Origin of the sequence: Peribacillus sedimenti (assembly GCF_046237635.1) — a bacterium.
GTDB lineage: Bacteria > Bacillota > Bacilli > Bacillales > DSM-1321 > Peribacillus > Peribacillus sedimenti.
The window spans coordinates 3,585,447-3,598,485 of sequence record NZ_CP143547.1 but is presented as its reverse complement, the minus strand read 5'-3'; the positions used below and the strand labels follow the sequence as shown (position 1 = coordinate 3,598,485).

General features: G+C 41.4%; 11 protein-coding genes. 8 read left to right on the top strand and 3 right to left on the bottom strand.

The window, feature by feature from the left end; translation table 11 throughout:
* Window positions 1-76 precede the first annotated feature (76 nt).
* The 3 genes from V1500_RS17650 (at window position 77) to V1500_RS17640 (ending at window position 3,887) form a co-directional block, all read left to right on the top strand.
* A complete protein-coding gene (locus V1500_RS17650; RefSeq protein ID WP_409301254.1) occupies window positions 77-718 on the top strand; it encodes an HD domain-containing protein in 642 nt (213 codons plus the stop codon).
* The gene (locus V1500_RS17645) at window positions 715-2,604 is read left to right on the top strand and encodes an ABC-F family ATP-binding cassette domain-containing protein (protein ID WP_409301252.1); all 1,890 of its coding nucleotides are present in this window, start codon (window positions 715-717) and stop codon (window positions 2,602-2,604) included. The genes V1500_RS17650 and V1500_RS17645 overlap by 4 nt, the downstream gene beginning before the upstream one ends.
* A 155-nt stretch (window positions 2,605-2,759) precedes the next feature.
* Window positions 2,760-3,887 carry a conserved virulence factor C family protein gene (locus V1500_RS17640; protein ID WP_409301250.1) on the top strand — a complete coding sequence of 376 codons (1,128 nt, stop codon included), beginning with the start codon at window positions 2,760-2,762 and terminating at the stop codon, window positions 3,885-3,887.
* An 848-nt stretch (window positions 3,888-4,735) separates the two neighbouring features.
* On the opposite strand, the gene ilvD is transcribed toward V1500_RS17640, so the two are convergent.
* Together ilvD and V1500_RS17630 are read right to left on the bottom strand one after the other, a co-directional pair.
* Entirely contained in the window at window positions 4,736-6,409 is a 1,674-nt protein-coding gene (gene ilvD / locus V1500_RS17635; RefSeq protein WP_409301248.1) for a dihydroxy-acid dehydratase, read from the bottom strand.
* A 127-nt stretch (window positions 6,410-6,536) separates the two neighbouring features.
* A complete protein-coding gene (locus V1500_RS17630) occupies window positions 6,537-7,211 on the bottom strand; it encodes a FadR/GntR family transcriptional regulator (RefSeq protein ID WP_409301246.1) in 675 nt (224 codons plus the stop codon).
* A gap of 391 nt (window positions 7,212-7,602) precedes the next feature.
* Between V1500_RS17630 and V1500_RS17625 the strand changes: the two genes are divergently transcribed.
* From V1500_RS17625 to V1500_RS17615, 3 genes are all read left to right on the top strand, one after another.
* On the top strand, window positions 7,603-8,034 hold the full coding sequence (locus V1500_RS17625) for a BrxA/BrxB family bacilliredoxin (protein ID WP_409301245.1): 432 nt from the start codon (window positions 7,603-7,605) through the stop codon (window positions 8,032-8,034).
* Window positions 8,035-8,212: 178 nt separating this feature from the next.
* Window positions 8,213-8,986: a class I SAM-dependent methyltransferase gene (locus V1500_RS17620; RefSeq protein WP_409301243.1), complete on the top strand. Its 774-nt coding sequence runs from the start codon at window positions 8,213-8,215 to the stop codon at window positions 8,984-8,986.
* 759 nt (window positions 8,987-9,745) lie between these two features.
* Window positions 9,746-10,372, top strand: a complete 627-nt coding sequence (locus V1500_RS17615) for a YpjP family protein (protein ID WP_409301241.1) — start codon at window positions 9,746-9,748, stop codon at window positions 10,370-10,372.
* Window positions 10,373-10,399: 27 nt separating this feature from the next.
* Here V1500_RS17615 and V1500_RS17610 read toward each other — a convergent pair whose 3' ends face one another.
* The gene (locus V1500_RS17610) at window positions 10,400-10,645 is read right to left on the bottom strand and encodes a hypothetical protein (RefSeq protein ID WP_409301240.1); all 246 of its coding nucleotides are present in this window, start codon (window positions 10,643-10,645) and stop codon (window positions 10,400-10,402) included.
* Window positions 10,646-10,856: 211 nt separating this feature from the next.
* Between V1500_RS17610 and V1500_RS17605 the strand changes: the two genes are divergently transcribed.
* Together V1500_RS17605 and V1500_RS17600 are read left to right on the top strand one after the other, a co-directional pair.
* Window positions 10,857-11,567: an anthrax toxin lethal factor-related metalloendopeptidase gene (locus V1500_RS17605; RefSeq protein ID WP_409301238.1), complete on the top strand. Its 711-nt coding sequence runs from the start codon at window positions 10,857-10,859 to the stop codon at window positions 11,565-11,567.
* A gap of 471 nt (window positions 11,568-12,038) precedes the next feature.
* The gene (locus V1500_RS17600) at window positions 12,039-12,995 is read left to right on the top strand and encodes a thymidylate synthase (RefSeq protein ID WP_409301236.1); all 957 of its coding nucleotides are present in this window, start codon (window positions 12,039-12,041) and stop codon (window positions 12,993-12,995) included.
* Window positions 12,996-13,039 lie beyond the last annotated feature (44 nt).

Sequence of the window (13,039 nt, the reverse complement as noted above, 5' to 3'; positions counted from 1 at the left end):
AGCCAGGATTTGATACTCTGCGAAACCATGTATGTCATGGTAAAATAATATGGATTATGGCGAAAAGGAGATTTCAATGATTCATTACATACAAAGAGCAGAGTTGTTTGTAAAGGAACAGCTGGGCAAGGACTCGAGCGGACATGACTGGAATCATATTGACAGGGTCAGGAAATTGGCTCTCCATATTGCACGAAATGAACAGAGGGGCGACCTCTTTATTGTGGAAATGGCAGCCCTTCTTCATGATATTCCAGACGGGAAACTGAATGAAACGGAAGAGGCCGGCTGGAGGAAGCTGAGGAATTGGTTTGAGAGTGAAGGGTTTCCTGTAGAGTCCAGCAAAAAAATCGAAGACATCATCTCAACCATTTCATTTAGTTCGGGGCATGCGGATTTGCCGACAGTAGAGGCTGAAATAGTCCAGGATGCCGACCGGCTCGATGCCATTGGAGCAATCGGGATCGCGCGTACCTTTGCTTACGGCGGAAAAAAAGGGCATCTCATGTATAATCCCGACCTGCCGGTAAGGGAGAACATGACGAAGGAAGAGTATCGATCGGGCAACAGCTCAACAATCCACCACTTCTACGAAAAATTACTTAAATTAAAGGCAATGCTCAACACCGAATCAGCTAAACAGATTGCTGTCGAGCGCCATGACTATATGAAGAATTTTTTAGAGCAATTTTATAAGGAATGGGATGTTCGTCTATGAAAGTATTCAGCATGGATAAATTGACAAAAACACAAGGGGAAAAAACCTTGTTTAAGGATATTGCGTTTTCAATCACAGAGGGTGACAAAATCGGTATTGTCGGAGTTAACGGCACCGGGAAATCTACCTTATTGAATATCATCTCGGGCCTTGATGAGGGGGATAGAGAGGAAAGGGACCATCCAAACGATTATAAGATTTCCTATCTTTCACAGGCGCCTGTATTTGATGAAAACTTAAATGTATTGGAATTCCTGTTTGCAAGTGAGACCCCTATATTTTCGTTGATAAAGAATTATGAACAAACGCTTTTACAGCTTCAACAGCAGCCAGAGAACACACAAGTCCAGGAGCGCTTATTGACCCTTCAGCAGAATATGGATGAATCTGGCGCATGGGATGTAAATGCCAATGCGAAGGCGATTCTGACCAGGCTGGGATTACCTGATTTTTCGAAAAAACTTGTTGAATTGTCAGGGGGACAAAAAAAGCGGGCGGCGCTAGCCAAGGCGCTAATTGAAACTCCTGATTTGCTGATCCTTGATGAGCCGACCAACCACCTGGATTATCAGAGCATTGTCTGGCTTGAGGATTACCTATCTAAATATCAGCGTTCCGTTTTATTTGTAACACATGACAGATATTTTCTTGACCGTATTTCAAGTAAAATCTGGGAGCTTTCCAAGGGGAGCTTATATGAGTATAAAGGTAACTACGGTGATTTTCTCGAAGCCAAGGCAGCAAGGGAAGAGAATGAGTCGAACGCCATGAGTAAAAAGCAAAGCCTGTATAAAAAGGAGCTTGCATGGATCAGAACAGGGGCGAAAGCAAGGACCACCAAGCAAAAAGCCAGGATCCAGCGCTTCGAAACACTTGAATCCGGTCTGAAAGGAAAAAACAGTCAGGATAAACTGGATATCGAGCTAAGCGGTTCAAGGCTTGGGAAAAAAGTCATCGAACTGTCAGGAGTGACAAAAGCATATGGCAGCCAAAAAATCCTGGATCACTTCTCTTTTCTGTTCAAGCCTCAAGACCGGATTGGGATCGTTGGGAATAATGGGACTGGAAAGTCTACCCTCTTAAATATTTTGGCAGGCAGGGAAAGTATGGACCATGGAGAATTTGACCAGGGGCAAACAGTTAAGCTTGGCTATTATACCCAGGAAAATGAAGACTTGAACGAAAATATGAGGATGATTGAATATATCCGTGAAACGGCTGAATCCATTTCACTCAAGGATGGTTCCTCCATTTCTGCAGCCCAGATGCTTGAAAGGTTCCTGTTCCCCATGAGCAGCCATGGTACCCCGATCCGCAAGCTCTCAGGCGGCGAGAAACGGCGTCTGTATTTATTAAAAATATTAATGTCCGCACCGAATGTATTGCTTTTGGATGAGCCTACCAATGACCTGGATACCCAGACACTAACTGTGCTTGAGGACTATTTGGAATCATTCCCGGGTGTCGTTGTTACTGTATCCCACGACCGCTACTTTTTGGACAAAACCTGCCGGGAACTTCTTGTATTCAAAGGACATGGCCAGGTGGATCATTTTTATGGCAGCTATTCGGAATTTCTGGAGGAAACAGTAGTGAAAGAAAAGTCACAGGAGCCAGCGGTAAAGAAAGCTGAACCTGTGAAGTCTCCCCCGGAGAAACCGAAAAAGAAAAGGTTATCGTACAATGAGAGCAGGGAGTGGGAAGAAATTGAAGGAAAGATGGCAGAGGTGGAAGATCGACTGGCAGCAATTGGAGTAGAGATGGCGGCTGTGGGCAGTGATTACACTAAAGCACAAGAACTGATGAAGGAAGAACAGGATCTAAATGAAAAGCTGGAATACATGATAGAAAGATGGACGATACTTGCTGAAAAAGCAGAAGGATGACCGGTATTTATAATGGTGAACAAAGCTGTACCAAGAAGCGCAAGCCTGCCTCTTCAGGGCCGTAAAGGATGCCATTGCGGTAAGGATATGTTAAGATGAGACTATCGAACGAGCTTATTTATAACAGGAAAGCAAGCAGTTAGGAGAGAATGGATTTGAAAATCAAGGCAATTGAACCAACCCCAAGCCCAAATACAATGAAGATTAATCTTACCCAAGAGCTGCCTTCCGGGAAGAGCAATAACTACAAAAAGGAACAGGCTGAACAGGCTCCCCCTGTTATCCGCGATATCTTGAAAATCGACGGTGTAAAGGGTGTATACCATGTGGCGGATTTCCTTGCTGTCGAAAGGAACCCTAAGTTTGACTGGAAGGATATCCTAATCCAGGTTCGCAGATGCTTCGGGGAAGTAACAGAGGAAAGCGCAGATAATACCATGCTCGACCATTACGGAGAGGTTTATGTTCAGGTGCAGCAATTTAAAGGGATTCCGATGCAGATCAAGCTGAACGATGGATCTGCAGAAAAGCGTTTCGGTCTGCAGGAATACTTTCTGCATGCTGTAAGGGATGCCCAGCTTGAGGATGACAACGTGGTTCTTCTCAGAAAATGGAAGGATTACGGTGTCCGATATGGAGATATGGAGGAAATTGGGACAGAGATAACAGAAGAATTGGCTGCTGCATATCCAGTTGAGCGGCTGAAATCCCTGGTTGAAGCGGCCAAAATGGAAAAGTCAAAAAATGATGTCCCCAATAAACGCAAAAAGATCAAATTAACGGCAGACCTGCTCGAGCAGGAGGATTGGGAAAAACGCTATCAGGCGCTTGACCAGATGGAAGACCCTATTGTGGAGGATATACCATTGCTTATGAAAGCACTTGACGATCCAAAGGTCTCTATCCGCAGGCTGGCTGTGGTGTATTTGGGCATGATCGAGGATAAAGAAGTCCTGCCAGCCCTATATAAGGGACTGAATGATAAAAATCCTGCCGTAAGACGGACTGCAGGTGATTGCCTCTCAGATCTTGGCTATGAAGAAGCAATGAATGAGATGGCAGGAGCTCTTTCAGATAAAAATAAGCTGGTACGCTGGAGGGCAGCCATGTTTTTATATGAATCGGGAGATGAAAGTGTCCTGCCGGCCTTAAGACAGGCTGAAAATGACCCTGAGTTTGAAGTGGCCATGCAGATAAAGATGGCAATAGAACGGATTGAAACCGGGGAAGAAGCAAAAGGTTCTGTATGGAAACAAATGACAGAGTCAAGACAGGAGCAATAATAGATTGGCAAATCCTATGTTCAATTCCTAAAGGATATAGAGGACGAGAATGCATGCAAGGTGTGGGGGATTAGTATGGGTCGGCCATAGCGGTGCAACCTGGCAGCATAATTTTTGATATGTGAACGTTGAAGACACTGTTTTTTTTCGCAGTGTCTTTTTCTTAGAGAAAAATTGAAACCTTATATTGATGAAACTATTTCAAAAAAAATTCAGTAATTATTTCTTGTCCAACCACGGAAAAATCATTTCTAATTTATGTTCGGCATTAAAGGATGTAACGGGTGAGGTCGCCATCCACCTTTGTATAATATTTGAATTTAATCCGGCGCAATTTTCCGTTTTCCTCAGCAACCAACTCTCAATCCCGATGATAAAATTGTTTTCTTGCATAAGGGGACATAAATTCCATTATCCCTGAGCTTAAAAACCGTACATTTAAGCGGTTCACAAGGCGCCCGAGTAATGACATATTACATTACCAATATTATTTATTGAATTAGCTCCGTATATCATCCAACTTAACATGGTGGCAATCTTTTTTAGCTGTTCATAAATTTAATCCTGATATTACTTGAAAGATATTCTGTTCAAGTTCCTTTTTTAATATGATATCTAAATTAACTGGCATATCTTGATAACTTCTTTGGACAACGGTCAGATAGGCCCTTGTGAAATTTAGTCCTGAACCGGCGAATTAAATATATATTTTTTGTGTATGTTTATCCTCGTGTCCCAGCCGCTCTATAATGTACACACCTAGAAAGTAAATAAAGACTGCCCTATAAGGCAGTCTTTTTGGCATTATAACACTTCTAATAGTCTTAGTGAATATGAAAATATGAAATTTAAATACTCATAATACCACCTTTTGATGCGTTTGTTACTAGTTTAGAATATCTTCCTAACCAGCCATGTTTGATTTTAGGCTCGAAAGGTTTTAACGATTTGCGGCGCTCTTCTAAAACCTCATCCGATAGTTTTACATTCATCGTTCTATTTGGCAAGTCGATTACAATGATATCTCCATTTTCGATCAATGCAATTGGCCCGCCTTCTGCAGCTTCCGGGGAAATATGTCCAATCGAGATACCGCGGGATGCACCTGAGAAACGGCCGTCTGTTAAAAGAGCTACAGTACTGCCTAAACCACGGCCGACGATGGAGGAAGTCGGTGCTAACATTTCTGGCATTCCAGGCCCGCCTTTAGGCCCTTCATAGCGAATGACCACAACATGTCCTTCTTTTACAGCTCCGTTATCAATTGCTTCCTGCGCTTCTTCTTGGGAATCAAAGACGATTGCTTCCCCTTCAAACTCTTTAATGGAAGGATCAACGGCACCTACTTTAATAACTGCACCTTCTGGAGCGATATTTCCATATAAGATGGATAATCCGCCTACTGGACTGTACGGGTTATCTTTTGTACGGATCACATTTTCATTCGTGATTTCATGTCCTTTTACCAACTCGCCCATTGTCTTGCCTGTTATGGTCATGCGATCTGGATGAATGGCATTAGGGATCTTTGTTAACTCATTAATAATTGCACTGACGCCGCCGGCTTTATTGATATCATCCATGGAGAAATCCGATGCAGGCATAATTTTTGCAAGATAAGGAACACGTTCAGCTATTTTATTGATTTCCTCTAAGTTGTACTCAATTTCTGCTTCATTGGCAATCGCTAATGTATGGAGAACCGTATTTGTTGATCCACCCATAGCCATATCAAGTGCAAAGGCATCGTCAATTGCTTCTTTAGTGATAATATCCCGGGGCTTGATATCTTCTTCGATCATCCGCACTAAATGTTTTGCTGCCTCATAAATCAATTCTTTACGTTTTTCACTTGTTGCCACAATGGATCCGTTACCTGGAAGTGCTACACCCAGCATCTCCATTAAGCAGTTCATCGAGTTTGCTGTGAACATACCTGAACAGGAGCCGCAGGTTGGACAAGCATTATTTTCAATATCTTTAAATTCTTCCTCCGTCATCTTACCAGACTTATAGGCGCCAACACCTTCAAAGACAGAAGATAATGAAAGCTGTTTTCCGCTGGAGCTGGTACCAGCCTCCATGGGACCGCCTGAAACGAATACCGAAGGTACATTTGTCCGAACAGCCGCCATTAACATGCCGGGTGTGATTTTGTCACAGTTTGGAATATAAAATACACCATCAAACCAATGGGCATTAATAACAGTCTCAGCACTGTCAGCAATTAATTCACGGCTTGGCAGTGAATAACGCATTCCGATATGACCCATGGCAATCCCATCATCAACGCCGATTGTATTGAATTCAAATGGAACACCGCCTGCTTCGATGATGGCCTCTTTGACAACATCTGCAAATTCGCGCAAATGAACATGCCCAGGAATGATATCGATATAAGAGTTACAAATCCCAATGAACGGCTTTTCTAAATCTTTGGCTTTTACTTTACCTGTCGCATATAAAAGGCTGCGATGAGGAGCACGATCTACCCCGATTTTAATCATATCACTTCTTCTCATCCAAACTCACACCCTCGTATTTTTATTTGTATAATGTATTTTATATTGTGTGTTGTCTGCCGTCAATATAGTTGTATGACAAAAATAACATCCTGGCTGAAACCAGAATGTCGTTTTTAATTGGGACTTATTCAATTCCTAATTCTGTCATTGCGTGCAAAATGTGAATTTTCATGGCACTTTTCGCACCCTCAGGATTCCGGCTTCTCATAAACTCCATAATCATCTTATGATCATTAACCGTATCTAGGATCGCTAGTTCCTTTTTCTTTGAGAGGATAACCCCCTTATTAATGGCTTGATAAATAACTGGCATTAATTTTTCCATAAATTTATTATGGGTGGCCTTTACGATGGATTGATGGAATTTTTGTTCTACTTCTGTCCGATCTTCATTCCGCTGAATTTTTTGTTCGATTTGTAATCCATAACCAAGAATGCGCTTTATTTCAGCATCACTTGCACGTATCGTTGCATAATAAGCAGCTTCCGGTTCAAAGATTAAGCGCATTTCATACAAATCTCTTGCATTGATTTTGGCATCCGCAGCAAAATCAAAAGATTCCATAGTACTTAAATCGATATCTTTTTTTACAAACGTACCTTTGCCGCGTCTAATTTCCAGCATTCCGTTCGTGACCAGTATTCGAATTGCTTCACGCAGCGTTGTTCTGCTTATATTCAATTCCTCTGATAAGTCATTTTCATTTGGAAGCTTATCACCTGGAAGAAACCTTTTCTCAATAGCAATCATCGACATGATATCGTCTGCTACACTATCAGATAGCCTTTTTTGAATCATCTACATTATCCACCTGTTTTTTTTGTTTAGTATAGCATATGCGTTGTCTAATATGAATTTGTTGTCTGCTGACTTTAAAGAACAGGGGAGACGGTAATGTGATTGCCATATTAATTTTTATTGCTGTGAAGTGTTAATTTTTCTCCTTATGATAGACCAATGTCTCATATATCTAATTTTGATTAAACGCTAAATGTATTGATGAAGACCTGAAAATAACCTTCCAGATAGTAGATACTGCATGACAGGCTTACAAATGTGGTTTTACCAATACATTTTGGGAGTGTGAGTTTCTGCAGATTCCCCTTTATAATATAAGCACGTTTTTTGCACAATAAATCCTGTATATAGTATCCTATCAATACAAGCTGACAATCAGGAGGTAATAATTATGTCAATGGCATATGAAGAATACATGAGACAGATGGTTAAGCCGATGCGTGCAGAATTAGTACAGGCAGGCTTTAAGGAGCTTCAGACGGAAGAAGAAGTAGAGAATTACATGGAATCAGCCGAAGGAACTACGTTGGTAGTCGTCAATTCTGTGTGTGGCTGTGCCGCAGGATTGGCCAGGCCGGCTGTAACACAGGCCTTGCTTCGTTCTGACAAAAAACCCGAACATCTGGTAACGGTTTTTGCCGGACAGGATAAAGAGGCGACTGCAAGAATGCGTGAATACTTCAAAGGCATTGAGCCTTCATCACCATCGATGGCAGTATTAAAAGGCAGAGAAGTCGTACATTTCATTCCGCGCCATGATATTGAAGACCATTCCATGGAAGAAATTATGGATAATCTAGAGAGTGCCTTCCAACAATTATAATAACGATCAGGGGAGAATGTCCTATGGCATTCTCTTTTTTACGAAACCCACAATTTTTGTATTCAGTGAAAGGCTTGGATTCGACATCAAGGCCAAAATAGCAGGCAGAATGTGGAGGATTATATTTGCATCGTCCAACGTCAATTTTTATAAAAAGTTAAACAGGGTGTGATCTGATGTGTTTGTAACAACAGGCGGCCGAACTGACGAAGCTGGGATGAGGGCCGCGAGGGAAATAGCGATCAAACTGGGAGTGGATTTTGTCCCCCGTGATAAGAAATCTATTCAAGAGCTGCAAAGCAGCCGGCAGGAGGATTGTCTTGTTGCTGGCAGGAACAGGCTGGAATTATATAGGATAAATGAAAGTCAGCCATTTTTCTTCCATCCTAACATTGGTATGCTCAGGATAAAAAGATTGATAAAGGGAGAAGATGACCCCTTTATTGAGGCATCAGGAATCACAGAAGGTTCCCATGTACTTGACTGCACGTTAGGGCTTGGGGCGGATGCCATGGTGGCCAGCTTTGCTGCGGGTGTTAGCGGCCGCGTGGACGGTGTCGAAGAAAATCCTTTTCTCGCATTCCTTGTCGAAAAAGGATTATCAGAGTTTCGCTCAGGCAATGAGGAAATTGATAAGGCAATGAGAAAAATACATATTCATGCGGAGAATCATTTGGATTTTCTAAAGAAGTGCGGGAAAAACGAGTATGACGTTGTATACTTTGACCCAATGTTTGATGAGAATATACCGGAATCTGATGGAATAAGGACACTTACATATTTTGCCTCGTTCCACAAAATCACGGATGAAATAATCCAGGAAGCAAGAAGGGTAGCAAGACAGCGTGTAGTGCTGAAGGATCACTTCAGAAGTGAAAGATTTAATCAGTTTGGATTTAAGGTAATTGTCCGTAAAACCTCCAAATTTCATTATGGCTATATTGAAGTGTAAATTTTAAAAGTGGAACTTCGAAATTCATTATGCTCCTATTTATAATTTCGGAATAATTGATGGCATAATAACAAAACCTTGTCACCAGCCGGATGACAAGGAATTTTTTTGCCTGTAATCTGAGTGCACAGTGCCTTAATCGGCAAACGATAGATAGACAAAATACATCAGCATAAGAAATATGCCAATTACAATTGCGATTGACCAATCCATTCCTGCCCCTCCCTTAAAAAAAAGAATATTTTGCTGGCTAATCGGTGAGCTGACTTTTTACTATGTGCTGGCGCCGCGACATTGACGAAAATGATTTGAGGTGTTTCTTTTGACAGTGATATGTATTCGAATGTCCTTGGGGTGTTATTCGACAATGCTGACTCAATGTCCTTGAAAATGCATGCAAATTCCTTCGCGGTATGTGTTATGGCGATGAAGATTGTAATGTTGCTGAATGCATGTGCACTGCCTTGTACGGTTTTTAAAAGTCATGACATAATGTCATGCACTAAACCGATTTTTAACGAGAGTCGATTTTGAGAATATGATTTAGTATTCCCGCATGTAAAAAAGCCATTGTCCCGGAGTCTGGCTTGTGAAAGAAGTCTATTAGTTTTTTTATCCCTTTTCTATTTTTTTGAAACCTTTTGTAATATTAATTCGTAATTTCTGCAGAAGGTATGTATACTAGATTCATAGGAATGGCCGTTATATGGAACAGACTGTGACGGCCAAGAACGGACTAATAAATAAGGGAGCATGGCAATGAAGAAAGTAAATTGGTGGAAGAAGAGCCTGGTTGTCCTTATATCAATTTTGACCTTCGGACTGGTTACTCCTTCTGACTTTGACTGGTTTGCCGAAGCACAAACTCCCAAGAACGCCAAAAAGGATTCCATTCAGGACTCTCACCTATCACAGACTTATCAAAGTGGAGAAAACAAAAGCCTTTTCGAATCGGAAATTTTTGACAGCGGCCATTTCATATACACTATGAAAATGAAAGCGGAAGAAAATTCCTACCGTAAATTTGGCGAAAAGATAAAACCAAAAATAGAAGATGAATTCCGTAATGTGATTTTACCAAAAATGGAAGAAGCAATCGAAAATATTGCTGCAGAATATCCTGAAAAGAATGTAAGCAGGCTTGCCATTTCAACCAAGCCTTCTATAGGGCGCGGGGAAAAAATCTTCCACATTTATAATGAAGACACTAAAGAAGATGTGATCAGGTTCCATGTAAGGCAGGAAAATCCACCTCAGCAAGGTTATTGGTTCAATTTTCATTACCATACTTATCATGACGGCTTTATAGCCCATCATGAGCTTGGAAGGATTTATTGGGATAAAAATACTCCGCCGGCATGGGGAGGAACCGGAATAATTTCATAATTAGAGATTAAGAGGGAGTCAGCGTTTTCAGCTGGTTCCCTTATTTTTATGAAAGATGGATTTATACAAAAGGGAGAAGCCGGCCAGAAACAGGATGGGTATCGTGCACGCTTTCCACAAGGAATGGGATACAGAATATAAAAGAAAGCCGAGCAGAAGGGAAAACAGCAGCAGATCCAGGTAGACAAATACATCATGGCTAAATATCTCATGCAGTTCATCAGGAAGCTCAGGATGTTCATCCAGTATTTTTTGTCTATTAATAAATCGCATAATGCTTCACCTGCCAAGAGAATAAAATGGTTATTAATTGTATATGAAGAAAGACCAAACTGCGTGCGGATCTGTGGATTGTCTGAAATGGCAGAATTTAAGTCTTAACAGCAACGAAAGAAAAGAAGATTCCATGCTATAATCAATATATTAATATACTGAAAGAAGTACTTATATTTGCATTTTTAATTGAAGGGAGGGTATATCACCCATGTTCTTGAAGAGGTTTGTGTTTCTGATAGCTGTTGTAACTGTTTTGTTTTCCTTTTATTCATTGTCATTTGCGTCAGAGGAAGGGATCAGTTTCGGCAATCTTCCTGATACAAACCCGATTAAAAATGAACCTTTTTTGCAGCATAATGAACAGGTGCAGAACCTTATTTTATATCCAAGCGGACCCTTTGATTCGAAAGCTGCCCTTGGCATTGCATATTCCATTTCAAAGTTGCCGCCCACACTCCTTCAAAAATTGAACCACCGCCATGTAAAGGTTAAAATCTTCACCGGGCCACTGACAGATAACCGGACCGCCAGGCATTTGAAAGGAGTGATTCCAAGAGGATACGAGCAAAAAAATCATACATGGGATGATGTGCCTGGACTTGGCGGTTCAAGGCTGGTATTAGTCAAAAATGGAGCCAGCGAACGAGGAAAAGGCCATGGCTCAGAAAGGCTTGAACTCCATGAAGTTGCCCATTCGATAGATAGTATTGTTTATGAAAATATCAGCAGCGGGGCACAATTTACAAAACTATGGCAACAAGAAGCACCGCTGTTATTTCCTGATCAGACGTATTTTATAAACTATCCGGAGGAGTATTTTGCCGAAACCTTCGCTCTGTATTATGCAAACCCATGGTCTAAAAAACTGTTGCGGACCAAGGCTCCAGAAACGTACGCATTTATAGCTGGCTTAAGATAGAAAATTGAATGCAGCCATTTCTTAGGCTATATTTATTATGTAGTTTCTTCCACATATATCATTTTAAAATCTTCTTTCCGTAGGTAAGTATAAAAGCTTGACTACATGTTTACTTAGGTCGGCGCCGGAAACTCATTGGGCCCTAGTGGATCAATTGGAATTCGTTCTGTAGCAGTTCACCGTGACCGAGCTATAACTATTGTGTTAATAAATCTCTAACTGAACTAGGGATAGATATGGGTACCCGATAAGATCTGTCAGGTAGCGTTTCCCTTGTGAACAGCTGACAGTGATTAGCCGGAAATCGCCTGCCGGCAGACCGGGTCCCTGAAGTTTATTTTATACATTCCCCATAATGTGGGGAATAAAGGGATAAGGAATGAAAAAAGTTTGGCTTTAACAGCTGTTAGCAGCTTAATGATATTGGGAATATCTGTTTTTGCCTGAGTTAATGTACATGGGGGGATTATTGTGAATCGAGCAGACAAAGACTACCTTGATTTATGCCGTTTTATTTTGGAAAAAGGAACGAGGAAGGAAGACAGGACAGGGACAGGAACGATTTCAACATTCGGTTATCAGATGCGTTTTAACTTACAGGAGGGGTTCCCTTTATTAACTACAAAAAGAGTTGCTTACCGATTGGTTTTCACTGAGCTTCTTTGGTTTTTAAAGGGAGATACAAACATCAGATACTTATTGGAACACAATAACCATATTTGGGATGAGTGGGGTTTCCAGCAATGGGTAGAATCTGAGGAATATGACGGGCCGGATATGAGCAATTTCGGTATCCGAAGTCAACAGGACGAGGATTTTAATAAATTATACATAGAACAAATGGAAGAATATCAGAAGAAAGTCCTGACAGACGACCATTTCTCCAATAAATTTGGGGATCTTGGAAATGTCTATGGCAAGCAATGGCGAAGCTGGGCAGGGGCGGACGGACAAGTCTACGACCAAATCCGTTATATTGTAGAAGAAATTAAGCGAAATCCTGATTCAAGAAGATTAATATGCAATGCCTGGGATATATCCCTGCTAAAAAGCCAGGCACTGCCACCTTGCCACTACTCCTTCCAATTTTATGTGATTGAGGGAAGACTCAGCTGTATGTTCAATATGCGTTCCAACGATGTATTTCTTGGCTTGCCGTTCAATCTTGCATCGTATGCCCTTCTTACTCATTTAATTGCCCATGAATGCGGATTGGAGGTTGGAGAGCTAGTTTATACAGGTGCGGATGTGCACATCTATTCCAATCATCTTGAACAAGTTAAGACTCAATTGTCCCGTGAGGCACGGCCGCTTCCTAGTTTAAGACTGAATCCGGAGAAAAAGAGTATTTTTGATTTCGAAATTGAGGATATTGAAGTTATCGGTTATGATCCTCATCCCCCCATAAAAGCTCCAGTCGCAGTTTAATAGCAGTTAACGAATGCCTGTCGGAACCATCCGGCAGGCATTTA